The following is a 25,398-nucleotide window of genomic DNA, read 5'->3' on the forward strand; positions in this document are numbered from 1 at the left end:
CACTTGTTTTTAACAAATAAAGTACAACCGGCCTCTTATTGGTCCCTAGGACCTTGCCTTCCGCAAGTTAACCTTATCATAAGATAGGATGTGAAAAAAATGATTCCCCAAAAGATTGATGGGATTAGCTTAAATGCTGAATCCGCCAAAGAAGTGATAAAGAAAAGAAAAATAGACCTTTCCAAAATGGGAAATTCAATTTTATTTATGGGGCCTACCACCATATTTTTTGCGATTACCATTCTGATCCCATTTATATACGGCATTTATTTAACACTGAATAAAATGGATACCCCGGCAGACCCTATGGTGTTTGCAGGAATTTCGAATTACGTAAGTGCAGTCCAAGATACTCAATTCTGGAGCTCACTTTGGTTAACACTTAAGTTTGTACTGGCAACTGTATTCTTTGTCAATCTTGTTGGATTTGGGTTAGCTTATCTGGTCACTTCGGGTATTAAGATTCAAAACTCTATGAGAACAGCCTATTTTACCCCGAATTTGATCGGTGGATTAGTACTTGGGTATATTTGGCAATTTGTGTTTGTGCAATCGTTGCCAGCGATTGGAGCAAAGTTGGGGATTTCATGGCTGAAGCTCGGTTGGCTGGGGGATCCGCATATGGCCTTTTGGGCATTGGTTCTCGTTACGATCTGGCAAACATCCGGTTATATGATGATTATTTTTATTGCAGGATTAATCAGTATTCCAAAAGATATTATCGAAGCCGCAACAATTGATGGCGCAGGTCCTTTTCGCAGACTGATCAATGTGACTCTTCCTTTAATGGTACCTTCTTTTGTCGTAACTGTCTTCTTGTCTTTAAAAAATGCCTTTATGGTATATGACTTGAATTTCTCACTTACAAACGGAGGCCCATACAACAGCACACAAATGGTTTCTATGCATGTAGTAAATAAAGCTTTTGTCGAGGCTAATTATGGTACAGGACAAGCTGAGGCAATTATTTTATTTGTCATTGTTGCGATCGTCACCGGATTTCAGGTTTATACCAGTAAGAAAATGGAGGTTGAAGCATAATGAGTACACGAAGAATGGCTGCTTCCACTCTTGCATATGTCATTTCCATTATTGCATTGATTTGTTTTGTATTCCCCTTTCTTCTTCTTATCATCAATTCATTCAAAAGCAATGGGGAGATCCTAACAAGTCCGTTTTCATTGCCGCAGCATTGGAATTTCTCCCATTTTGCCGACGTTATTAATAAAATGAATTTCATGGTTACATTTAGAAACTCGTTTCTTATTACGATGATAAGCAGCCTTTTGATTGTGTTTTTCTCTGCAATGGCCGCTTATCATATGGTCAGAAAACCATCTAAATACAATAAAATATTCTTTACTATTTTGGTAGCTTCCATGGTTATTCCATTTCAATCTTTGATGATTCCTCTAATCTCCATTTATGGAGGAAAACTTCATTTGATTGATACGATTCCCATTCCTCTATTGATTATGTTTTATATCGGTTTTGGAAGTGCCCTTTCGATCTTTATGTATCATGGATTTATGAAAACAGTGCCTGCTGAGATTGAAGAGGCGGCCAGAATTGACGGCTGTAATACCATCCAGACTTTTTTCTTAATCGTTTTTCCTATGCTAAAGCCGATTACAGTAACGATTACAATCCTAAATGTTTTATGGATCTGGAATGATTACTTGCTTCCTTCACTTGTGTTAAATAATGAAAACGTCTATACAATGCCGGTTAAAATGAAAGTATTTAACGGAACTTATATGAACAACTGGGAACTGTTGATTCCTGCCATTCTTTTAACCGTCATTCCAATTTTGATTATGTACATGATTGGTCAGAAATCGATCATTAATGGTGTGATGCAGGGTTCCATAAAATAATTAAGATCAAGGTTTTTCACTCAAACCCTAGGAATCAAGAGTAAATTTACTAAATAAAATTATAGGGGCAATTGCCCCTATTTTTATAACGATCAAATCGACCATATATACGATCTTAAATAAATAAAAGGAGTGAATGGTTAATGTTAAAAGTAACTGTATGGAATGAAAATCGTCATGAACAAAAAAGTCCGGTAGTCAGAGAGATCTATCCGAAGGGAATTCACGGTACGATTGCTGAGTTCCTTAACCTAGAAGGAATTGAAACAAGAACCGCCACATTGGACGAACCGGAGCATGGATTAACGGATGAGGTACTGGATCATTCGGATGTATTAATATGGTGGGGGCATCTTGCCCACGGTGAGGTAAAAGATGAAATCGTCAAAAAGGTTCAAAAGCGTGTATTGGATGGAATGGGATTGATTGTTCTTCACTCGGGACATTTTTCAAAAATCTTTAAGACATTGATGGGTACAAGCTGTGATTTAAAATGGCGGGAAGCAGGTGAAAAAGAACGGCTTTGGGTAGTTAGTCCAAGCCATCCGATCGTCGAAGGAATCTCTGAATATATTGAACTAGAAAATGAGGAAATGTACGGGGAGCACTTCGATATTCCTCAGCCTGATGAGCTTATTTTTACCAGCTGGTTTGAAGGCGGAGATGTATTCAGAAGCGGCTGTACATATAAACGAGGAAATGGAAAAGTATTTTATTTCCGCCCGGGGCATGAAACCTATCCAACTTACCATAACAAGCAAATTCAGCAGGTGATTATCAATGCAGTGAAATGGGCTGAGCCCGTCAAACGTGAACGTCCTGTTTATGGGAATTCCCAACCGTTAGAAACGATTAAAGGGTTATAAAGGAAAGTTCGGAAGGAGACAGAAAATGGACACTAAAACATATAACTTAGTCATTGTTGGTTACGGGGGCATGGGGAGCTATCATGCGAAGCTGCTAAAAGAAAACGAAAATATTAATGTAACAGGTACGTTTGATATTTTAGAAGAAAGAAGAGCAGCTTCATTGGCAGATGGATACCAGGCATATGAAAGTTTGTCCGATGTTTTATCCGATGACGATGTTGATTTTGTTCTCATTGCCACCCCTAACGATGTGCATAAAGAAATTGCAATCGCTGCGTTACAAGCAAAAAAACATGTGGTTTGTGAAAACCGGTTACCATCTACAGCGAAGAGTTAATCGATATCATGAAGACAGCAAAATTAAATGACCGAAAGTTTATTGTGCACCAAAACCGCAGATGGGATGAGGACTTTCTGACAATAAAAAGAATATATAATGAACGCATGATCGGAGATGTTTTTCATATTGAATCACGAGTCCAAGGTGCAAATGGTATTCCCGGGGACTGGCGTCATCTGAAAGCTCCGGGCGGGGGGATGCTGTTGGACTGGGGTGTTCATTTATTGGACCAACTCTTATTTATGGTTGATAGCAAGATTACGAGTGTTTATGCCAATTTAAGTTATATATTGGGTGATGAAGTAGATGATGGCTTCCAGGTAAACATTTCGTTTGAAAATGGCTGCACTTCTTTAATTGAAGTAGGAACAACAAATTTTATTCAACTTCCAAGATGGTATGTAAAAGGAACAAGAGGAACAGCAGTAATCAATGATTGGGAAATCAACGGAAAAGTCGTGACTCAAAATCTGGGCGAGAATATAGAAGCACCTAAGGCAATTCGAGCCGGGCAGGGACTGACGAAGACGATGGCTCCACCATCTGAAAATGCTGTCACTGAGTCCTCTTTACCAAAGGCCGAAGAAATGAAAGAAAGCTTCTATGAAAATGTAGTTTCAGTAGTTGAAGGAAAAGCAGAACCAATCGTAAAAAATGATGAAGTCTTACGTGTCTTGGAATTGATTGAAACCATTTTTAAATCAGCAGAAATGAATGAAGTGATAAAAGACTTTGATGGGGTAAGAAGTATATAACACAAATAAAAGTTAAAGTTGGGAGGAGTATTAGATGGCAAAGAAATTACGTGTAGGAATCATTGGGTGTGGAGGAATTGCAAATGGTAAGCATATGCCAAGTCTGGCAAAGTTAACACAGGTTGAAATGGTAGCTTTCTGTGATATTGAAGTGGAGCGGGCAGAAGAGGCAGCATTGAAATATGGTACAGAGGGTGCGACAATTCATGCGGATTACAAAGAACTCTTAAAAGACAAAACAATTGATGTCGTTCATGTTTGTACCCCAAATGATTCCCATGCAGATATTACGGTCGCAGCTTTGGAAGCAGACAAGCATGTGATGTGTGAAAAGCCAATGGCCAAAACGGCTGAAGACGCAAAAAGAATGGTAGAAGCTGCGAAACGGACAGGAAAGAAGCTAACCATTGGTTATCAAAACCGTTTTCGTACAGACAGCCAGTATTTACATAAAGTTTGTGAACTTGGTGACCTTGGAGACATCTATTTAGCCAAAGCCCATGCCATTCGCCGCCGTGCCGTTCCTACTTGGGGCGTATTCCTTGACGAAGAAAAGCAAGGTGGAGGTCCGTTAATTGATATCGGAACGCATGCATTAGATTTAACACTCTGGATGATGAATAATTACAAGCCAAAAGCCGTGCTGGGGAGTACATTCCATAAACTCGGGAAAAAGAAGGATGCCGCAAATGCTTGGGGACCTTGGGATCCAGAAAAGTTTAAGGTAGAGGATTCTGCATTTGGCTATATTACGATGCAAAACGGTGCAACCATCATTCTTGAATCCAGTTGGGCTATCAATATGCTTCAAACGGGCGAAGCAAAATGTACGTTGTGCGGGACAGAAGGCGGAGCCGATATGTGGGATGGCCTCCGTGTCAATGGAGAGAATTTCAGTAAATTATACACGAATCACATTGACCTGGACGCAAAGGGTGTCGATTTTTATGATGGAGAAACAGAAAGTGCAGCAGATTTAGAAGCGAGATTATGGATTGAATCCATTTTAAACAATACGGAACCAGTAGTTAAACCGGAGGAAGCTTTAGTGGTTACTGAAATTTTGGAGGCAATCTATAAGTCGGCTCAAACGGGCGAAGCTGTTTATTTTAATGACTAAATAGGTAATCCATACAAAGAGAGGAGATATTTTGATGAAACTAGGCGTTTTTACCGTTTTATTTGCAGACAAATCATTTGAAGAAATGCTTGATTCAGTGAAAGCAGCAGGTCTTCATGCGGTTGAAATCGGAACAGGCGGATATCCGGGAAACAATCATTGTGACCTGGATGCGCTTTTAGAAAATGAAGGCTTACGTAAAGAATATCTGCAAAAAATTGAGGAACGGGATTTAATGATTAGCGCATTCAGCTGTCACGGCAACCCGATTTCACCTAATGCAGCATTTGCAAAACAATCTCACGAAACCCTGTTAAAAACGATTCAATTGGCTTCATTAATGAATGTCCCAGTTGTTAATTGCTTTTCCTGGAACTGCAGGAGATCATGAAGGAGCAAAGTATCCAAACTGGCCTGTAACACCATGGCCAAATGAATACGGTGATGTTCTGAAATGGCAATGGGAGCAAAAGTTGATTCCATATTGGAAAGAAGTCGGTCAATTTGCAAAAGAAAATAACGTAAAAATTGGGCTGGAACTGCATGGAGGATTCTTGGTTCACACGCCTTATACGCTATTGAAACTTCGAACGGAAACATGTGATGCAATTGGGGCAAACCTCGACCCAAGTCATCTATGGTGGCAAGGAATTAATCCAGTGGCAGCCATCAAAATTTTAGCGAAAGAAAATGCTATCCATCATTTCCATGCAAAAGATACTTATATTGATCAGGAAAATGTGAATATGTATGGATTAACCGATATGCAGCCATATGGTGAAGTGCGTACGCGTGCGTGGACATTCCGCTCCGTAGGGTGTGGGCATAGTGTACAAGAATGGTCGGATATGATGAGTGCCTTACGCACCTACGGGTATGATTATGTAGTAAGCATTGAACATGAGGATCCTTTAATGTCTATCAATGAAGGCTTTAATCGGGCAGTAACCAACCTAAAGACTGTATTGATTGAAGAATCACCTTTACAAATGTGGTGGATCTAAGGAAAAACGTCATATAGTGCTTCTACAATAGGCTGTTGCATTGATCAACCATTAGGAGGTATTTCAGTTTTAACAATACAATGGTAGCTAAATTTTCTAATTCTCATTGACATCGGTTAATACACAAATATTTCAGTTAGGATATGAATCAGCAAGATGTCTAATTGAGGAAATAAAAGATCCATCTGCTTTCAATAAGAGTATTATTATCCCAACGATTATTGTGGAGAGAGTCAATTCTTCTCTTTGATAAAAATAAACAAGGAGATTATTATGAATAAAAAGTGGTGGAAAGAAAGTGTCGTCTATCAAGTCTATCCACGCAGTTTCATGGATAGCAACGGAGACGGAATCGGGGACTTAAAAGGCATTACTTCAAAACTAGATTACTTAAAAGAATTGGGAATCGATGTTATTTGGATTTGTCCGACGTACAAATCCCCAAATGATGATAATGGCTATGATATTTCGGATTATCAGGATATCATGGACGAATTTGGGACAATGAAGGACTTTGATGAATTACTAGTAGAAGTCCATAAGCGCGGTATGAAGTTAATATTGGATTTGGTCATCAACCATACAAGCGATGAACATGCTTGGTTTATTGAATCTCGTTCCTCTAAAGATCATCCAAAACGGGATTGGTATATTTGGCGCAACGGTAAAGATGGAAAGGAACCAAACAACTGGGAATCGATTTTTAGTGGTTCAGCTTGGAAATACGATGAAGAAACAGACCAATATTTTATGCACTTATTTTCGGAGCGTCAGCCTGATTTGAATTGGGAAAATCCTAATGTAAGAAATGCTTTATATGAAATGGTGAATTGGTGGCTTGAAAAGGGGATTGATGGTTTTCGTGTGGATGCTATTTCCCATATCAAAAAGGAACCGGGATTCCCAGATATGCCAAACCCTGAGAATTTAGATTATGTCCCGTGTTTCCCGAAAATGATGAATGTTGAGGGCATTGATGAATTCTTGTCTGAATTCTCCCAAAAAACGATTAAGAACTATGATATTATGACGGTTGGGGAAGCAAATGGCGTCGGACTTGATGATGCGGATAAGTGGGTTGGTGAAGAAAACGGGTATTTCAATATGATTTTTCAATTTGAATTTTTGGGTCTTTGGGAAAAGGACGGGGAAGGAACCATTGATGTCCCTGCGTTAAAGAAGAATTTAACAAAATGGCAAAAAGGTTTAGAGGGCAAAGGATGGAATGCTTTATTTATTGAAAACCATGACCAGCCGCGGAGAGTTTCAAGTTGGGGAAATGACCAGGAATATTGGAAGGAAAGCGCAAAAATGCTGGGAGCTTTGTATTTCTTCATGAAGGGCACACCATTTATTTATCAAGGCCAGGAAATTGGCATGACAAATGTTAAATTCCCATCTATTGAAGATTACAATGATGTGGGAATGATAAATTACTATCATATTGAAAAGGCAAAAGGACGCCCCCATGAAGAGATTATGGAAGTGATTTGGAACCAGGGTCGGGACAATTCCCGCACACCCATGCAATGGGATTCAACAAACATGGGAGGCTTTACAACGGCAGACCAAACATGGCTTAGTGTAAATCCAAATTATACCGAAATAAATGTAAAAAACCAATTGAACGATTCTGCTTCTATTTACCATTTTTATAAAAAAATGATTCACTTAAGAAAAGACAATCCTGTGTTTGTTTACGGCACTTATGAATTGTTACTGGCCAACCATCCTAGACTATTTGTTTATTCTAGAAAATTAGGCAGGAAAACAGCGATTGTCATTAATAACTTCAGTGAAAAACTAACTAGATTTAGAGTTCCGGTCAGTGTGTCCTATTCTGCTTCAGAACTTGTTCTAAATAATTATGATACAGCAGAACAGAAGTTGCGAAAGGAATTTACGCTTAAGCCTTATGAAACAAGGGTATATTTATTGAGATAAAGGGGCATATTGCCCTTTTTCTATACATAGAAGAAATATTATTTTTAATAATTAAAAGGGAAAGAAAGGTCTTTCTTGTATTTTTAAAAATTGGAGTGAGCGTAATGAAAAAATTAATTGGAATAGATTTAGGCGGTACCACGGTGAAATTTGCCACTTTAACAGAAGAGGGTGAGATTCAACAAAAGTGGAGCATTGAGACAAATACTCAAAATGAAGGGAAACATATCGTTCCAAACATAATTGAATCGATCAATCATCACATAAACTTATATAGTCTGTCACGAAATGATATTTTAGGAATCGGTATGGGTTCTCCTGGATCGGTTGATCGTGAAAAAGGGACTGTTATCGGAGCGTATAATTTAAATTGGAGAACCTTACAGCCGGTAAAAGAACTGATTGAAGCCGGAACGGGTATACCATTTTACATGGATAATGATGCCAATGTAGCAGCTTTGGGAGAAGCATGGAAAGGTGCGGGGAAGGAGGGGCTAATGTAGTCTTTGTTACACTTGGAACAGGTGTTGGCGGCGGGGTAATTGCCGAAGGAAATTTACTCCATGGAGTGATAGGAGCAGCAGGGGAAATTGGACATATTGTTGTTGATCCGAATGGATATCAATGTACTTGTGGAAATCATGGTTGCCTTGAGACAGTCGCCAGTGCAACAGGCGTTGTCCGCCTAGCCAGGGATATATCTGAACAATTTGCAGATGAATCAGAATTAAAATGGTTAATTGACGATGGGCAAGAAGTTACTTCGAAAATTGTGTTTGACCACGCAAAACGAGGAGATCGGCTGGCTGGTATTGTTGTAGATAAAGTTTATTTTTATTTGGGATTGGCTTGCGGAAATATCGCCAATGTTTTAAACCCGGAAGCCATTGTCATTGGTGGTGGAGTGTCAGCTGCCGGTGATATGCTGTTAAAAGGAGTAGAAAAATACTTTCATAAGTTTACTTTTCCACAAATAAGAACAAGCACGAAAGTAAAACTGGCCCAATTAGGAAATGTAGCAGGAGTAATTGGAGCAGCATCGTTGGTAAAACACTTGAGAAATAAAAGATAAATTAAAAAAAGTTAATTGAACAATAACCACCTTGGCAGAACGAAGGCTGGGAATTGGATGTGAAATACTTGGAAAAGGTATTGCCATATATTCATCAGATGTGGGGCCGGCCTGTTCATATGGAGACAATGATTGAAGAGAGGAAAATGCTGTTTACTTATGATGGGAAGAGTGTGCATCGGAAATATTTATAAATTGAAAGGCAGTAGAACCAGTTTTGGTTTTGCTGTTTTTTTGTCATTCGAGGATCCTATATCAAGAAAAAAGAGACATAACCAGGGTAGGTTATGTTCCTTCTAGGATCATTTATTTTTCTTGCTAATAATGAAATGGAATTTCTTTATTTAATATTTTTTATTTAAATTATTGAAAAACCATTTCATAAATAATATAATGAATGTGTTGAAAGAGGTGATGACAATTGCTTGGTTTTTCTATATTCCTTAATGATGAATGGGCACAGGAAAAAGAGGATTATGTTGAGAAAATGGCGGGGATTGGGTTTGAAGGTGTGTTTAGTTCTTTGCACATTCCAGAGGATGATCCTTCAAAGTACAGTGAACGTTTAAAATCGTTGCTAGACGTTGTGAAAAAAAGCCAATTAAAACTAATGATAGATATTTCAGGAAATGCTTTAAAGAATATTGGACTATCATTGGATTATCCTCAACAGATTGTTGAAAGCGGTATTTCCGGCTTGAGAATGGACTACGGTGTTGAAATGAAGACAATCGCAAACCTTTCCAACTATATAACCGTCGGTTTGAATGCGAGTACACTAACAGAAGATGATTACGCTGAGCTCGCAAAAAATCAAGCGGATTTTGAACATATTCAGGCTTTGCATAACTATTATCCAAGACCGAACACTGGGTTAGATGAAATGTGGTTTCTTAAAAAAAATCGCTGGTTAAAAAGTAAGAAAATGAGGATCGGTGCTTTTGTGCCTGGTGATGGAAAGTTGCGCTTGCCTTTATTTGAAACGCTTCCGACGCTGGAAATTCATCGCTATCAAAACCCGTTATTTTCATCTTTGTCCCTTTTAAGAGACTTTATGGTCGATGATGTTTACATCGGTGATTTGGGAATAACCAACCAAACTTTTGATCAATTTTTTGAATATCTTTGTCATCAAACTATCCTGCTGCATGCAGCATCCATAAATGAAAAGTATGATTCTTATATCTATAATGATCATCAAAATCGGAAAGATGTCTCGAGAGATGTTGTTCGTAGTGAAAAATCTAGGATGTTCAATCAGACTCAAGATATTCAGCCTGATAACACGGTGATTAGAAAGAGAGGAAGCATAACAATCGATAACAATCGTTACCCAAGGTATAAAGGTGAACTGCACCTTGTTAAGGATGAACTGCCATCTGACGAAAAAGTGAATGTGATTGGGGAGATAGCTGAAAAAGATGTGCCGTTACTTCATTATATTGAAGCAGGTACAAAATTTAAGATTGATAGAATCTGAGGAGAGAAATGATGAAATTAAATAAGCTTACGACAGAACAGCGCAACGAAAGAACAATGAATTTAGACACTTTGCCAACAATTGAAGTCTTAAAATTAATGAATGACGAGGATCAGAGCGTACCATCTATTGTAAGAAAAGAATTGCCTCAAATAGAGAAAGTTGTTGAAGCGGTGAAACGATCATTTCAATGCGGCGGGCACTTGATTTATATTGGGGCCGGTACGAGTGGGCGCCTGGGCGTTTTGGATGCTGCTGAGTGTGTTCCGACATTTAGTGCCGATCCTTCAATGGTACAGGGATTAATTGCAGGAGGAGAAAAGGCAATGACTGTAGCTGTTGAAGGCGCTGAGGATTCCATTCAATTAGGTGAAGAGGACTTGAAAAGGATTCAATTAACTGAAAAGGACACCATACTTGGGATTGCGGCCAGTGGCAGAACGCCATATGTGATTGGTGCTTTAGATTATGCAAAAAAAATAGGCGCTACTACAGCGAGTCTTTCCTGCAATAAGGATTCGGAAATTAGCAAGCACGCAGATATCCCTATTGAAGTACCAGTAGGCCCTGAAATTTTAACAGGGTCAACAAGACTCAAGTCAGGAACTGCTCAAAAATTAGTGTTGAACATGATTTCTACTGCGTCCATGATAGGGATTGGGAAAGTTTATAAGAATTTAATGGTGGATGTAAAGCCAACAAATGATAAATTAGTAGAACGTTCAAAATCCATTATCATGCAGGCTACTGAATGCAGCTATGAAAAGGCTGATCAAGCCTTTCATGAAGCTAATAAAAACGTTAAATTAGCAATCGTGATGGTTTTAACCAATCTTTCCAAAGAAGAAGCACAGCAGAAATTAGATTTAGCAAAGGGTTTCATCAGAAATATCATTTCACTTTAGGGGGAAAGATCAAAATGTCTGAAACTAAAGAACAAAGGTTGGCTAGAGAAATCTATGAGAATGTCGGCGGATTGAGTAATGTCAAAAAGATTATTCACTGCATGACCAGGGTTCGTATGACGATTAAAGATGATCACAAAGTCAACGTGGATGCGCTGAAAGCGGTTGATGGTGTTTTAGGTGTCGTTGAAGATGAAACATTACAGGTTATTGTTGGACCTGGTATTGTAAATAAAGTGGCGAATATCATGGTTTCGGAAGTCGGCGTTAAGTTGGGAGAAGCCTTTCCGGAGCAATCTGATAAAAGCGGAAGAACTTTGACGGACCGAGAAATTGTTGAAGCAAAAGCAGCTGAAGTAAAAGCAAAAGAAAAGGCAAAACATAATAACAGTACCGCCTTCAAACGAGTTTTGAAATCAATTTCAAATATCTTTGTTCCACTCATTCCAGCCTTTGTGGGAGCAGGGATTATTGGCGGGATTGCCGCTATTTTTTCCAATCTGTTGACAGCTGGAAGTATCGGCCATGAATGGGCTTCAATTATTACAACACTAAATATTATTAAAAACGGGATTTTTGCTTACTTAGTGATTTATGTTGGAATTAACAGTGCGAACGAGTTCGGTGCAACTCCGGGTTTAGGCGGTATTATTGGTGCTGCCACACTTTTAACAGGAATGGACCCTAAGGCTCCGATTATGAATATTTTTAACGGAACTGCATTATCGGCTGGTCAGGGTGGTATTATTGGGGTTATTTTTGCCGTATGGATTTTAGCACTTGTTGAAAAAAGATTGCACAAGATTATTCCGAATGCAATAGATATTATCGTTACACCAACCATCGCATTATTGGTTGTTGGACTATTTACCATCTTTATTGTCATGCCTATTGCTGGTGTTGTGTCAGGTGCACTGGTAGGGTCGATTACATGGGTATTAAATGTAGGCGGTGCTTTTTCAGGATTCATCCTGGGGCTTTTCTTCCTGCCAATGGTCATGTTCGGTTTACACCAAATTTTGACACCGATTCATATTGAAATGATTAATAAAATGGGTTATACGCCTCTTCTACCTATTTTGGCAATGGCGGGTGCAGGTCAAGTTGGTGCAGCTTTTGCGTTATGGGTAAAGTGCAGAAAAAATAAAAAGTTAGTGCAATTAATTAAAGGTGCCTTACCTGTTGGGATTCTTGGAATTGGTGAACCATTGATCTATGGTGTTACACTGCCATTAGGACGTCCTTTCATTACTGCATGCGTCGGCGGTGGGATTGGCGGTGCAGTCATAGGTGGGATTGGAAATATCGGTGCTATCGCGATTGGTCCAAGTGGAATTCCATTAATTCCACTGATTGCAAATGGACATTGGCTGGGATACGTCTTCGGCTTACTTGCCGCATATGTCGGGGGATTTATTGCGACATTCTTCTTTGGTATTCCAAAGGATGTTCAAAAAGAAACTAATGCAAACTAGTTGGTGATCGTTGTGGAAGAAAATATCATTCTTGGCATTAAATCAAAATTAAATAATCTTTCAAAAACAGAAAAAAAGATCGGCGAATTTATTCTCAACCATTCTGTAGAAATAGTTAATGACAATACTAGTGAATTAGCTAAAAAAGCAGGGGTAAGCCCTGCTACAATTGTTCGGTTTTGCCGTTCAATTGGGCTATCCGGCTTTTCCCAGCTAAAAGTCCGATTGTATGCAGATGCTTCCAGTGTGGATGAGAAACTATTTACCGATATCAATCCAGATGAAGATGTGGCATTGATTGCTGAAAAACTGGCACTTCGGTTCAATCAATCTATTTCACAAACTGTTCATATTTTGGATACCAAACGTATTGAAGAAATTGCTGATATCATGGAACATTGCTCAACGATTTATGTATACGGATTAGGTGCTTCACATGTTGTTGCAGATGACTTTACACAAAAGTTTACACGAATTGGCAAACTTGTGATCAATACGTTAGACCATCACCTATTAAGTTCTTCATTAATTAGTGCAGAAGAACATTGTATGTTTTTTGCCATATCGAATTCAGGTGAAACGAATGAAGCCATTAAATTGGCACAAATTGCTAAACAGAAAAGGGTCTATACGGTTGGCATTACGCAAAATGAGAACAGTACTTTAGCCAAATTGGTTGATTTTCCGGTCATTCATCATGGCGGTGAGGCGGTTATGCTGAGAAGTGCGGCAACAACCTCCTTGATTTCGCAATTATTTACCATTGATGTCTTATATTATGCTTATGTCAATAAACATGCTAAAGAAATATTAAACATGTTAAAAGAGTCAAAAATCAATATCCATACCTTTTTCCATAAAGAGAACGGTTAAGGGTCCTTTAAAAACGATTAAAAGTGGGAATGTTTTAGGCCAAATATGTGCTAATTGGGCTTAATAATATTTTTAATGAAAGGGGTTATCGAATGTTTCATCTTTTTCAAAATAAAGAAGTGGCTGTTCCAGATTATCATTTATATATGCCGGTTACAGGAAAGCTGATCGAACTATCTGACGTGAATGATCAAGTATTTTCCACTAAAATGATGGGCGAAGGTTTTGCCGTAAACCCGACGAATGGCAATATTGTGAGCCCTGTTTCGGGAAAAATCATAAGTATTTTTGAAACAAAGCATGCCATGGGCATAAAGATGGTGAACGGTCTTGAAGTATTGGTTCACTTAGGAATTGATACTGTAGAACTGAAAGGAGCACCCTTTGAGGTATACGCAAAAGAGGGACAAACCATTAAAGGCGGCGAAAAATTAGCCAAAATGGACCTAACCCAATTAGAATTAGCAAAAAAGGAAAATACTGTTATCGTTGTCTTCACAAATTCCGACCGCCTCAAAGGGTTAAGTATTGATAAACAAGCGGATGACTTTGAGAGAGGCGAAATCATTGGTGAAGTAAAATAGTGTTTCTTTCAGTGGGAGATAGAAAACCGGGCAAAAAACCGCCCGGTCCTTTTTATGCCGTTATGACAACTGCCAATGAACATGACCATGGTTACTAGATTACGAGTATTTTGACCGCATGGTTACTTTTTTCTTTTAAGACTACGAAAAAAAGCTATAGTTCGGGAAAATTATAACATTAAGCTACCTGGGCATACATCTGTTTTATAGAATCAAATGGTGTTGATTGGTACGCCACAAAACGTTGGAAATTATTTTGTCTAATAAGGGTCCAACCACAAGCCCTTTTAAAAAAATTTCTTTTACAATAGTTTTCATAACTCGACAGATGAAGGGAGGATAAGAATGAAATATTTGCTATTAGCAACTGATTTAGATGGCACTTTATTGAATGATGAAAAACAAATTGACTTAGAAACGATGGAAGCAATTCAGGAATTTCGCGGAAAGGAGGAAAAGTCATAGTGTGCACGGGACGTTCCCCTCTGTCCGCTACATGGATTGCAAAAACAATTGGGTTAAAGGATGAACCAATTATTGCTTACAATGGTGCGATCATCCTCGGGGAAAATGGTCAGGTAGTTGAAAGAAATATTTTTTCCGTTGAAACACTCCTACAATTTTGGAAAATATGTAAGGAAGCAGGCTGTTATGCCCATTTTTATGAAGGGGACACTCTATTGGTTCCTGAGGAAAATAAGTGGAATAACAATTGGGTGAAAAATAATATACCTCTCTTTGAAAATTCAGGATGGAAAATTGAAAGTTATAATTGGTATCGAAAACAATGCGAAGTGAAGCTTGTTGAGGATTTTTATGATTTTTTTCAAAACAGGCTTCCTAAAATCTCAAAGATAGCGGTATTCCATGAAGGAAATGCACTTTATAATTTTTCAGAAAAACTAAGCAAACGGATGAAACATTTGGAAATAAGCAGCAGTTCTGATTATCGCAATTTGGAAATAGCCCCAAAAGGTGTAACAAAGGCATCCGCATTAATGAAGCTACTGGAAAAACAAGGGATTTTATTAACACAAGCTGCAGCAATAGGAGATAACTTTAATGATTATCTAATGCTTTCTTATGCGGGCTTAGGAATAGCAATGGGCAATGCTCCGGTAAAGGTTAAGGAAATCGCAGATATAGTAACAGATACTAATAACAATCGAGGAATGGCATTAGCAATTCGACGGTTTTTGTTAGCATAAGATTTTTTAAATCCTGAATGTATGGATGACGTAGGAATATTAACTGTAGGAAAAAGGCTGTTATAGGAGGAAAATGGTGTTTACGTATGATGGCAGGGGGTGTATCGGAAATATTAATAAAAAAATGGCAGTGAAACCTATTTGGGTTTTACTGCTTCTTTTATGCAATACATGATGAATAAAGAAAGATTAGGAAAAAATAGCGCTCATCATAATTTCAAATTCGGGGAAAATATGAGAGTGAAATACATCCTCTTCATTGAAAATACTTGGGGTCTCATAAATACCGTTTTTATCAAGGATATATTGCTCCACAATTTTCTCATTAGGGTAAATTAATAAATACTCTTTTACTCCATGTCTTTGATATTGGTTCATTTTCTCAATACGGTCTCTTCGCCAAGTGGAAGGAGAAAGGACTTCTACGATAAGATCTGGAGCGCCTTTGCATCCTCTATCAACTAATTTCCTTTCGTCGCATACTACGCTGATATCAGGCTGTACGACCTGGTATTCCTCATCATCTTCTGCAGCAGATAATCTAACGTCAAAAGGAGCAGTATATACCTCGCATGTTTTCCCTTTAAAAAATGTATATAGCTCACCCGTAAGTTGGGTCACAATTCGTTGATGTTGTCGTGATGGTGTAGCTTGCATATAGGGTATACCATCAATAATCTCATAGCGTGGCTCATCAGGCCATGTTAGATATTCAGTATATGTTACTTTCTTAGGATGAGGTTGATTAATACTCATATGAGGCACCTCCTAAGTTATCCTTATTTTAACACTTTTTCTTAAAAAATACAGCTGATCATATTTTATGCCGTTAAATTTTAAAACTATTTCAATGGACCGCCTCAGCAGAACGAAGGCTGTTCGTATTGGCATCAACGGATTTTAAGGGAGTTGGATTTAACAAGCAGCGAAGCGATTGAATTTGCGAAATTAAATGCCGGGGTGATGCAGCCTTCGAGGATTGGTATCAATCCATAGTCGGATATTCCGTTCTTGCGCAATTATTTAACTAAGGATCTTGTGATGAGAAAAGATATTTATCTGTTCCAAAAAAAAGGGCAGGGATTATAAAATTGTTGATAAAGAATGGGAGAATGTCTTCTTGCCGAAAGAGATAAAAAATAGTTGACATTATACCCGTATGGGTATAATATATTGCTTGTCAGTGTTATTCCTTTTATTTAAAGGGAGGGCGAAATGAATGAATCAGGGAAAAGCACGTAGAAGAAATAATGCAATTTTGTTGATTAAAAGTCGATAAAAGGGTTGACACCCTCTTTTATTTTTATTTATATTATACCCTATAGGGTAATGTACTTAGGCTATAAAGTAACAAACGTAAAAGGCGGCATGAGTGCTTGGTCTTAATGAAAAGTATTGGGAGGAAAATACAATGAGAGCAATAACTGCAAAAGAAGTAGAAGATTTATTAAATGAAGGAAAAAAATTAAATATCATCGATGTTCGTGAAGTAGCTGAAGTAGCAGCCGGTAAAATCCCAGGTGCTGTAAATATTCCATTAGGATTAGTGGAATATCGCATGAATGAATTAGATAAATCAAAAGAGTATATCATGGTTTGCCGTTCCGGAGGCAGAAGCGGCCGTGCAACTCAATTCCTTGAAAGCTATGGGTTTAACGTGATTAACATGACAGGCGGAATGCTTGCATGGGAAGGTAAAGTAATATAAATTTTCTGATTCAACAAATACCAAACTATTAATCAATTAAAGAATTTTCTTAGGGGAATTATCAAACATATTTTTTTAAGTAAAATTATACTATCGGGGGTAAATTCATGGATTTAAAAGTAATAACTGCAGAGCAATTAGCAGAAAAAGTAGTGAATAAAGATAGCTTGTTTATTTTGGATGTACGGAATGAAAGTGATTTTAATGATTGGAAAGTAGAAGGGGAAAACTTTACTTACTTGAATGTTCCCTATTTTGAATTAATTGATGGAATTGAACCTATTGCTGATCAGGTTCCACAAAATCAAGATGTGGTGATCATTTGTGCAAAAGGCGGCTCTTCCGTTTTTGTTGGAGAACAACTTGTTGAAGCTGGATTTAATAACATTTACACCTTAGAAGACGGAATGAAGGCATGGAGTGAGCACTTAGAAAAAGTTAAAATTTATGAGGATGATCAGATAAAAGTATTCCAATTTATCCGTGTAGGTAAAGGTTGCCTCTCCTATATGGTCGTATCGGAAGATGAAGCATTAATTGTTGATGCTGCTCGTTTTCTTGATGTTTACATCGAAGCGGCTCAACAAGAAGGCGCAAAAATCACTCACATTGTAGATTCTCATTTGCATGCTGATCACATCTCAGGTGGTAAAATGCTTGCGGAAAAAACAGGTGCTAAATACTATTTAATGAAGAGTGAAGGTGCTGTATTCGACTTCGAGCCTTTGGAAAACTACAAAAAGATTGAGTACAATCAAGTTCAACTGGAAGTCTTAGCAGTAAAAACTCCTGGGCATACCCCAGGCAGTGTGTCATTCCTTGTAAATGATAAGCTATTATTTTCAGGGGATACAATTTTTATAAGCGGCTTAGGACGGCCTGACCTTGGAAATAAGGTACGTGAATGGGCTAATGATTTATATCATACTGTTCATAGTAAAATTTCAGATATCGCAGATGATGTGATTGTTCTGCCTGGACATTACGCTGATTTGGATAGTGAAATAAACGCTGACCGTTTTATTGGTGATTCTCTTGGAAATATCAGAAAACGGAATGAAAAGATGTTTACAACTCCAAAAGATGAATTTTTAAATCGGGTTGAAAAATCGGCAAGCTCTGTTAAACCGCCTAATTTTGAAGAAATTGTTGGCATTAACCGTGGAACTCAAAAAGCAGATACGGATAAAATGCAAGAACTGGAAATAGGTCCAAACCGTTGTGCCGTTCATCATGCTGAATAATAGAGAAAAGCAAAAGAAAAATCGGTTAGGTGTTAAGTACTAAAAGCTTGACTGACAAATAGGGGAACTGATCTAGGTTCCCTTTTCTAAAAAGGGGGCAATATGGACATTCATTTTGTTATTACAATTCTCCTCATTGGTTTTATAGGCTCATTTATTTCAGGAATGTTAGGTATTGGGGGAGCAATCATTAACTTCCCTATGTTGTTATATATTCCAGTGATGCTGGGAGTAGGACATTTTACAGCACATGAAGTATCTGGTATAACCGCCATTCAGGTTTTCTTTGCAACCATTGGCGGTGTTCTGGCTTACCGTAAAGGCGGATTTTTAAACAAAACCCTTATTGCCTACATGGGTGTCAGTATTTTAATTGGAAGTTTCATTGGAGGATTTGGCTCTACTCATATGTCGGAAAGCGGAATTAATATTGTTTATGGAATTCTTGCGTTAATAGCCGTTATTATGATGTTTGTTCCAAGAAAAGGAATTGATGATGTTCCTTTGGAACAAGTTAAGTTTAACAAATGGCTGGCAGCGTTATTCGCCTTCATTGTAGGAATCGGAGCAGGTATTGTCGGGGCAGGAGGGGCATTCTTATTGGTTCCAATCATGCTGGTTGTGTTAAAAATTCCAACAAGGATGACGATTGCTTCATCTTTGGCCATAACACTTATTTCATCGATCGGAGCTGTTTCTGGAAAAATTGCAACAGGGCAAGTATCAATTTTGCCTTCACTCATTATGGTCGTTGCCAGTTTAATTGCTTCACCAATAGGAGCAAATGCCGGTAAAAAAGTGAATACCAAAGTGTTACAAGTCATTATGGGAATGTTAATTTTAGTAACGGCAGTGAAAACATGGATGACCATTTTATAACTTAAATGTCTTAAAATGCTAATGTAGATTGTTGGGTTTTTGCAACAATCTACTTTTTTATTTCCTGCTGATAAAACATATTTAGAAATATATTTTGAACACAATGAAAAACCAGAGTTTTTTCTTTTGCTTAACAAGAACTTAAATGCTGTTGCAAAATTATAGAAAAAATACATTTAGCATAGAACGGCAGTGAGACGTATTGGTTTTTGCTGCCTCTTATTATGCTTCAATTGTGAATAAAATGTGAACCTAACAAAAAGAGGCTTTACATTTTTTAAAAATATTCTATAATACCCATATAGGTATTAAACCCACTAGGGTATACACATGGTGATGAAAAGTATAAAGGTTAATGACTCATATAAATAAAACAAATCTGGAGGGAAAAACATGACACAGAAAATAATCATTGTAGGTGGCGTAGCAGGCGGAGCAACAGCTGCAGCAAGATTAAGAAGAATTAGTGAAGATGTAGAAATTATCCTTGTAGAACGTGGAGAAAATATTTCATTTGCCAATTGTGGACTGCCTTACTATATCGGAGAAACAATTAAGGATAGAAGCAAACTATTAGTTCAAACGGTTAAAGGCATGTCAGAACGGTTTAACCTTGATATTCGCAATTTAAGTGAAGTATTAAGTATTAATTCGGAAAATAAAACGATCACAATCAAGAATTTAAAAAATGGAGAAGTGTACAAAGAGACATATGACAAATTATTATTATCACCTGGAGCAAGACCCATTGTTCCTCCGATTCCAGGTTTAATTGAAAGCCAGTCATTATTTACGTTAAGAAATATTCCAGATACGGATAAAATTAAAAACTATGTGGATACGAAAAATCCTAAGAAAGCTGTTGTCATTGGCGGGGGGTTTATTGGGATTGAAATGGCTGAAAACTTAGTGGATCGTGGAATTGAAGTGACACTCATTGAAAAGGGAAATCAGATCATGGCGCCTATCGATATTGAAATGGCAAGCATCCTCCACACCCATCTAAAAGAAAAAGGTGTGAAGTTATTATTAGAAAATGGTGTTGAAGCATTTGCTAACCAAGGTAAAAAGATAATCCTTTCTGATGGAAAAGAGATAGAAACAGACATGACGATTCTTTCAATCGGAGTTAGACCGGAAAACGAATTAGCCAAAACGGCAGGACTTAAATTGGGTGAACGTGGCGGGATTATTGTGAATGAATATCTACAAACATCCAACGAAGATATTTATGCTGTAGGAGATGCGGTTGAAGTTGTTGATTATATTAACGGTACAAAAGCGATGATCCCGCTTGCCGGACCAGCTAACCGCCAAGGTCGTATTGCCGCTAATAATATGATGGGTAAAAAAGAAAAGTACCAGGGAACAATGGGTACTTCAATCGCCAAAGTATTTAATTTAACTGTTGCAGCTACAGGAAATAATGAAAAAACATTAAAACGTTTAGGTGTGAAATATGAGGTAGTCCATATTCATCCAAGTTCACATGCAGGATACTATCCTGGTGCTGCACCAATTTCATTGAAACTAATTTTTGATAAAGAAACTGGAAAAATCTACGGAGCACAAGCAGTCGGGGCTGACGGTGCCGATAAGCGCATTGACGTAATCGCCACAGCTATTAAAGGCGGATTAACAGTAGAAGATTTAACTAATTTGGAATTATCGTATGCACCTCCATATTCATCAGCTAAAGATCCAGTCAATATGGCAGGGTATGTGGCCACAAATATTTTGGAAGGTGAATTAGAGCATGTCCAATGGCATGAAATTGATAAAATCATTGAAGAAGGCGGATTATTAATTGACGTTCGCGAACAAGTGGAACGTGAATTCGGTTTTATCGAAGGCTCAATCAATATCTCCTTAAATCAGCTAAGAAATCGATTAGAAGAACTTCCAAAGGATCAAACCATTTATGTAAGCTGCCAAGTGGGGCTGCGAGGATATTTAGCCAGCCGAATTCTAAAAAACAATGGATATAACGTAAAAAACGTTGATGGTGGCTGGAAAACGTATTCTTCTGTGTGCGGAAGTAATATAAATAAAAAAGTTGAAAGTAAATAAAATTTACTTATATTTAAGGATGGTGTTTTATAGTGAGTACAGCAAATATAGTAATTATTATACTTTTGCTTGGATTTTTGATATGGCGATTCCTCCCTGTTAAAGGGGTACGAAACATCTCGACAGCTGAATTGAAAGGTGAACTTGGCAACAAGGACGTACAATATATTGATGTTCGTACACCAGGAGAATTTAAAGGCAATTCCATTAAAGGATTTAAAAATATTCCTCTTGATCAATTGTCTAGCAAAGCATCTTCTTTATCAAAAGAAAAGGCAGTTGTTGTTATTTGCCAAAGCGGAATGAGAAGTGCTCGGGCCGCAAAGATTCTTAAAGGCTTAGACTTTAAAAACATAACAAATGTAAAAGGCGGTATGAGCGCCTGGCGATAAGGAATTAAAAGGAATAATAACCAACAGTAGATAAATAAAGGAGAATAAGAATGAAGATTACTGATGAAGCACGCGATGTATTATTTGAAGTGCTTAAGGAAAACAATAAAAGTGGAATTCGTATTTATTTTGCCGGCTTTGGCTGAGGTGGTCCAAATATTGGACTGGCTCTGGATGAGCCGCAATCAGAAGATAAAGTAGTTTTTATTAACAAAATTCAAGTTTCGTTTGATCCTGATCTTGAAGACTATACAAAGGATTTTACACTTGAGTATGATAAATATAGAGAAGGTTTAGTCCTGTTAGGAAATAATGGCGGCTGTTAACACCCCAGGTCATCGGTTGAAAGTTAAATAAAAGATTTTCAAAAGGAGCATGATCATTTTGATCATGCTCTTACGCTATTCATGTTTTTCGCATCTTGACACAATATAGCCTGCTCCTTCTTCTAGTTGAATGTCTAGAAATATGCTGCAGTTGAAGATTAAGTCAAAGGAATATAAGTTTGTTTTATTTAAAAAAAGCATGATCTAGGTCATGCTTTTTTATTTTTGGGATATGTTAAAGGACATTGTTGATTTTTCAAGACTGTTGATTGGAGCGGAAATCAACAGCCAAATTGAACACAACTGATTTTAAGTATTCCAGGGTCAATAAGGATTTATAAAAGGAAAAATATTGTCGGTACTGTATTGGCATGGAAAAATGAATTAGAAAAATAATAGTTCTGAAAGGAGGAGATAAAAATAAAGGTAGCTGTTTCGGCTACCTTCTAATTTATAAACGAGTATTGCTTTCAATATATGCCTCAAAAGCTGGATGAAATTCTTTTTGATAATGATCATCCGGACATGACTTAATGACGATGCCTTTTAAAGCATTTGAACGGTGTGTTTCTAATATTTTATTGCATATAGGACAATGTTCAATAAATAGTTTTTTTAAAATATTCATACCCAGTCTCCTATTCCATTAATTCCTATAGTTGTACTATGAATTATACATGAATATTATAAATTCGCAATAGCTATCAGTCATTTTCATATTATGGAGGATAAGAAATAATGGTGAAAATTAGACTTTTATTTCCGACTACGACTAAGTAAATAAGAATATTGATTCGGAAGTTATTCATAGTATTCAAAAACAGTCGGATAAAAATGTAAAGAAATTGTTTCAAAAAAAATAAGGAAGATATGATGGACCGAATTCGGAAATTAGATTATGAATGGGATACTGAATGAGTTATAGAATGGAAAATTTTTTGAGTAAAATGAATGTGGGAAGGAATGGATGATTATGTTTGATTATACGGTTGTTACGAATCAAAATATAGCAGATGCGATCCAAAGGCTTGAGGGCAGTTTAAAAAAAGAGGGATTTGGCGTTTTGTGGCAATTCGATATAAAAGAAAAACTGCAGGAAAAAGGTTTAGATTTTCGTAAAGAGTTTAAAGTGCTAGAGGTATGTAACCCTGATGAAGCTCAAAGGGTTTTAAATGAAAACGAAATGGCGGGATATTTCTTGCCTTGTAAGATCGTTGTTTACGAAAGTAACGGAGAAACGAAAATCGGAATGCCTAGACCAACAGCGCTTATTAGTCTTTTAAATGATGAAAAGTTAAAACAATTTGCCAAGGATATCGAAGACCGATTAATAAGTTGTATAGAAAGTAGTATATGAAACAAAAAATGAATTAAATCTTTAAAAGTAAAATGAGCATCAGGAAAATGATGCTCATTTTACTTTTTTAAAAACCGAAGATAGTGTAAAAATAACCATTTGACACTATACCATATAGGGTATAATATAGAGCTTATCAAAATGATTAGATGCATTGTTGGAGGCTTGAATGACATTAGTAATATTAAGTATAATACTTATAATATATAGTTTGTATAAAAGATATTTTCCTGTTTGTGGAGTGCAAAATTATACTTTAACTGACATTGAATTGGATGTCATAAAAGTCATCGATGTTAGAGATTTTAACGAATCTTATAAAAATCCGATTAAAGGTGCTGTAAATATTCCTCTTGTCTATCTTAAAAGAAATTTAAATGAAATTTCGGCTCGTAAAGTACATGTTATTGGATCTAACAAAATTGATAAAAATGTTGCGATTCGCTTTTTAAGACAAAAAGGTTTTTATGTTAAGGGATATACCATAATGAACTAAAACAATATTAAGGAGGTAATTTATGAATTATAATGATCAAATTAAAAACAGAGTAAAACGTATTGAAGGACAGGTTAGAGGGATCTTAAGAATGATGGAAGAAAATAAAGACTGTAAAGAAGTCATTACCCAGTTATCTGCAGCAAGAACTGCCATTGATCGCACTATTGGGGTTATCGTTAGTTCTAATTTAGTGGAGTGTGTTCAAAAAGCAAATGACGACCAAAAAGAAAAGAGCATGGAAGAATTAGTAAAAGGTGCTGTAGATTTGTTAGTTAAAAGCCGATAAAAAAGGGTTGACACCCTCTTTTATTTTGATTAACATTATACCTGTAGGGGTAAAGGTAAAAAAGGAGGAATACAACGATGAATATTGCTAAAGTTTTAGATGCAAAAGGTTTAACATGCCCAATGCCAATTGTGAAGACAAAAAAAGCAATGAATGAACTTGAATCTGGTCAAATTCTAGAAATCCATACAACAGATAAAGGTGCAAAAAATGATCTTCCTGCTTGGGCAAAATCAGGAGGCCATGAGTTAGTATATTTCGAAGAAGAAGAAGGTCTTTTGAAATTTTGGATTAAAAAAGGGTAATTTTTTTAGGTTATTGTATACCTGTACGTGTATGTGTATTATAAAAACAACAAATGTATAAGGAGACTAAAAAATGCCGTTCCGGAGGCAGAAGCGGCCGTGCAACTCAATTCCTTGAAAGCTATGGGTTTAATGAGATTAACATGACCGGTGGAATGCTTGCTTGGGAAGGCAAAGTGGAATAATTTTGATTGACTTTAAGAATACCCGTAAAGGTATTTAGAAATAGGAGGTTTTTAACAATCATCATGGAAGCAAATGTAATTTTAGATGCAAAAGGTTTAGCATGCCCAATGCCTATTGTGAAAACAAAAAAGGCGATGAATAATCTTGAGGCTGGACAAGTATTGGAAGTTCAAGCAACAGATAAAGGCTCAAAAGCAGATATAAAAGCGTGGGCTGAAAGCACAGGGCATCAATATATAGGAACACTTGAAGAAGATGGAGTGCTGAAGCATTACCTTCGTAAATCTTCTAATGATGAGATAAAAGAAAACAAGCATCCTAATATCATTAATAATGAAGAATTGGAAAAAAAGCTGGAAGGTAATGAAAACATCGTTTTACTTGACGTAAGAGAAGCTGCAGAATATGCCTTTAACCATATTCCAAATGCGATCTCGATTCCTTTAGGCGACTTGGAGAGGAGAATGGGCGAACTAAGCAAAGAAAATCAAATCTTTGTTGTTTGCCGTACTGGTAACCGCAGCGACCTGGCTGCACAAAAGTTAGCTGATAACGGATTTACAAATGTCGTAAATGTTATGCCGGGAATGAGTCAATGGACAGGAAAAGCAATTGGAATTAATAACTAAAAATCAGGGGG

22 protein-coding genes and 7 pseudogenes are annotated in these 25,398 nt (G+C 37.1%); 27 read left to right on the plus strand and 2 right to left on the minus strand.

Going from position 1 to position 25,398, the window contains the following annotated elements; translation table 11 throughout:
• Nucleotides 1–186 precede the first annotated feature (186 nt).
• The 15 genes and pseudogenes from RCG17_RS18375 (at nt 187) to RCG17_RS18445 (ending at nt 15,506) form a co-directional block, all read left to right on the plus strand.
• Complete coding sequence (locus RCG17_RS18375) at nt 187–1,041, plus strand: carbohydrate ABC transporter permease (RefSeq protein WP_374120970.1); 855 nt, start codon at nt 187–189, stop codon at nt 1,039–1,041.
• Nucleotides 1,041–1,877 (plus strand): carbohydrate ABC transporter permease, encoded by an 837-nt coding sequence (locus tag RCG17_RS18380; protein WP_308171547.1) that lies wholly within the window; start codon nt 1,041–1,043, stop codon nt 1,875–1,877. The genes RCG17_RS18375 and RCG17_RS18380 overlap by 1 nt, the downstream gene beginning before the upstream one ends.
• Nucleotides 1,878–2,020: 143 nt before the next feature.
• Nucleotides 2,021–2,743: a ThuA domain-containing protein gene (locus tag RCG17_RS18385; protein ID WP_308171548.1), complete on the plus strand. Its 723-nt coding sequence runs from the start codon at nt 2,021–2,023 to the stop codon at nt 2,741–2,743.
• Between the two features lie 25 nt (nt 2,744–2,768).
• Nucleotides 2,769–3,841: pseudogene (locus tag RCG17_RS18390) on the plus strand (Gfo/Idh/MocA family protein).
• Between the two features lie 34 nt (nt 3,842–3,875).
• Complete coding sequence (locus tag RCG17_RS18395) at nt 3,876–4,961, plus strand: Gfo/Idh/MocA family protein (protein ID WP_308171549.1); 1,086 nt, start codon at nt 3,876–3,878, stop codon at nt 4,959–4,961.
• Nucleotides 4,962–4,995: 34 nt separating this feature from the next.
• Nucleotides 4,996–5,965 (plus strand): annotated as a pseudogene (locus RCG17_RS18400) (sugar phosphate isomerase/epimerase family protein).
• Nucleotides 5,966–6,238: 273 nt separating this feature from the next.
• Nucleotides 6,239–7,909: a glycoside hydrolase family 13 protein gene (locus tag RCG17_RS18405; protein ID WP_308171550.1), complete on the plus strand. Its 1,671-nt coding sequence runs from the start codon at nt 6,239–6,241 to the stop codon at nt 7,907–7,909.
• Nucleotides 7,910–8,013: 104 nt separating this feature from the next.
• Nucleotides 8,014–8,981: pseudogene (locus tag RCG17_RS18410) on the plus strand (ROK family glucokinase).
• 41 nt (nt 8,982–9,022) lie between these two features.
• Nucleotides 9,023–9,175: pseudogene (locus RCG17_RS18415) on the plus strand (stage V sporulation protein R); the annotation flags it as partial.
• Between the two features lie 227 nt (nt 9,176–9,402).
• A complete protein-coding gene (locus RCG17_RS18420; RefSeq protein WP_308171551.1) occupies nt 9,403–10,461 on the plus strand; it encodes a MupG family TIM beta-alpha barrel fold protein in 1,059 nt (352 codons plus the stop codon).
• A gap of 11 nt (nt 10,462–10,472) precedes the next feature.
• Nucleotides 10,473–11,366: an N-acetylmuramic acid 6-phosphate etherase gene (gene murQ / locus RCG17_RS18425; RefSeq protein WP_308171552.1), complete on the plus strand. Its 894-nt coding sequence runs from the start codon at nt 10,473–10,475 to the stop codon at nt 11,364–11,366.
• A gap of 14 nt (nt 11,367–11,380) precedes the next feature.
• Nucleotides 11,381–12,841, plus strand: a complete 1,461-nt coding sequence (locus tag RCG17_RS18430) for a PTS transporter subunit EIIC (protein ID WP_308171553.1) — start codon at nt 11,381–11,383, stop codon at nt 12,839–12,841.
• A 12-nt stretch (nt 12,842–12,853) separates the two neighbouring features.
• Nucleotides 12,854–13,714, plus strand: coding sequence for a MurR/RpiR family transcriptional regulator (locus tag RCG17_RS18435; RefSeq protein ID WP_308171554.1), 861 nt, complete (start codon nt 12,854–12,856; stop codon nt 13,712–13,714).
• Between the two features lie 92 nt (nt 13,715–13,806).
• Nucleotides 13,807–14,298, plus strand: a complete 492-nt coding sequence (locus RCG17_RS18440; RefSeq protein ID WP_308171555.1) for a PTS sugar transporter subunit IIA — start codon at nt 13,807–13,809, stop codon at nt 14,296–14,298.
• A 420-nt stretch (nt 14,299–14,718) separates the two neighbouring features.
• A pseudogene (locus RCG17_RS18445) lies at nt 14,719–15,506 on the plus strand (Cof-type HAD-IIB family hydrolase).
• A gap of 189 nt (nt 15,507–15,695) precedes the next feature.
• Here RCG17_RS18445 and RCG17_RS18450 read toward each other — a convergent pair.
• Nucleotides 15,696–16,262 carry a Uma2 family endonuclease gene (locus tag RCG17_RS18450; protein ID WP_308171556.1) on the minus strand — a complete coding sequence of 189 codons (567 nt, stop codon included), beginning with the start codon at nt 16,260–16,262 and terminating at the stop codon, nt 15,696–15,698.
• 111 nt (nt 16,263–16,373) lie between these two features.
• On the opposite strand from RCG17_RS18450, the pseudogene RCG17_RS18455 reads away from it, so the two are divergent.
• From RCG17_RS18455 to RCG17_RS18480, 6 genes and pseudogenes are all read left to right on the plus strand, one after another.
• Nucleotides 16,374–16,623 (plus strand): annotated as a pseudogene (locus RCG17_RS18455) (SpoVR family protein); the annotation flags it as partial.
• Nucleotides 16,624–16,917: 294 nt separating this feature from the next.
• A complete protein-coding gene (locus RCG17_RS18460) occupies nt 16,918–17,214 on the plus strand; it encodes a rhodanese-like domain-containing protein (RefSeq protein ID WP_308171557.1) in 297 nt (98 codons plus the stop codon).
• A gap of 107 nt (nt 17,215–17,321) precedes the next feature.
• Nucleotides 17,322–18,458, plus strand: a complete 1,137-nt coding sequence (locus tag RCG17_RS18465) for an MBL fold metallo-hydrolase (RefSeq protein WP_308171558.1) — start codon at nt 17,322–17,324, stop codon at nt 18,456–18,458.
• 102 nt (nt 18,459–18,560) lie between these two features.
• The gene (locus tag RCG17_RS18470) at nt 18,561–19,337 is read left to right on the plus strand and encodes a sulfite exporter TauE/SafE family protein (protein ID WP_308171559.1); all 777 of its coding nucleotides are present in this window, start codon (nt 18,561–18,563) and stop codon (nt 19,335–19,337) included.
• A 393-nt stretch (nt 19,338–19,730) separates the two neighbouring features.
• Nucleotides 19,731–21,407, plus strand: a complete 1,677-nt coding sequence (locus tag RCG17_RS18475; protein WP_308171560.1) for a CoA-disulfide reductase — start codon at nt 19,731–19,733, stop codon at nt 21,405–21,407.
• Nucleotides 21,408–21,439: 32 nt separating this feature from the next.
• A complete protein-coding gene (locus RCG17_RS18480) occupies nt 21,440–21,799 on the plus strand; it encodes a rhodanese-like domain-containing protein (RefSeq protein WP_308171561.1) in 360 nt (119 codons plus the stop codon).
• Nucleotides 21,800–22,576: 777 nt separating this feature from the next.
• Here RCG17_RS18480 and RCG17_RS18485 read toward each other — a convergent pair.
• Complete coding sequence (locus RCG17_RS18485) at nt 22,577–22,753, minus strand: hypothetical protein (protein ID WP_308171562.1); 177 nt, start codon at nt 22,751–22,753, stop codon at nt 22,577–22,579.
• 345 nt (nt 22,754–23,098) lie between these two features.
• Between RCG17_RS18485 and RCG17_RS18490 the strand changes: the two genes are divergently transcribed.
• The 6 genes and pseudogenes from RCG17_RS18490 to RCG17_RS18515 all read left to right on the plus strand — a co-directional run bounded on the left by RCG17_RS18490 (nt 23,099) and on the right by RCG17_RS18515 (nt 25,387).
• Nucleotides 23,099–23,482, plus strand: a complete 384-nt coding sequence (locus RCG17_RS18490) for a DUF302 domain-containing protein (RefSeq protein ID WP_308175883.1) — start codon at nt 23,099–23,101, stop codon at nt 23,480–23,482.
• Between the two features lie 169 nt (nt 23,483–23,651).
• A complete protein-coding gene (locus RCG17_RS18495) occupies nt 23,652–23,978 on the plus strand; it encodes a rhodanese-like domain-containing protein (RefSeq protein ID WP_308171563.1) in 327 nt (108 codons plus the stop codon).
• Nucleotides 23,979–24,000: 22 nt separating this feature from the next.
• Nucleotides 24,001–24,267 carry a metal-sensitive transcriptional regulator gene (locus RCG17_RS18500; RefSeq protein WP_308171564.1) on the plus strand — a complete coding sequence of 89 codons (267 nt, stop codon included), beginning with the start codon at nt 24,001–24,003 and terminating at the stop codon, nt 24,265–24,267.
• Nucleotides 24,268–24,344: 77 nt separating this feature from the next.
• Nucleotides 24,345–24,572, plus strand: a complete 228-nt coding sequence (locus RCG17_RS18505; RefSeq protein ID WP_308171565.1) for a sulfurtransferase TusA family protein — start codon at nt 24,345–24,347, stop codon at nt 24,570–24,572.
• A gap of 74 nt (nt 24,573–24,646) precedes the next feature.
• Nucleotides 24,647–24,757: pseudogene (locus tag RCG17_RS18510) on the plus strand (rhodanese-like domain-containing protein); the annotation flags it as partial.
• 63 nt (nt 24,758–24,820) lie between these two features.
• Entirely contained in the window at nt 24,821–25,387 is a 567-nt protein-coding gene (locus tag RCG17_RS18515; protein WP_308171566.1) for a sulfurtransferase TusA family protein, read from the plus strand.
• Nucleotides 25,388–25,398 lie beyond the last annotated feature (11 nt).

It is taken from the genome of Neobacillus sp. PS3-12 (assembly GCF_030915385.1).
Classification (GTDB): Bacteria; Bacillota; Bacilli; order Bacillales; family Cytobacillaceae; genus JAEVLT01.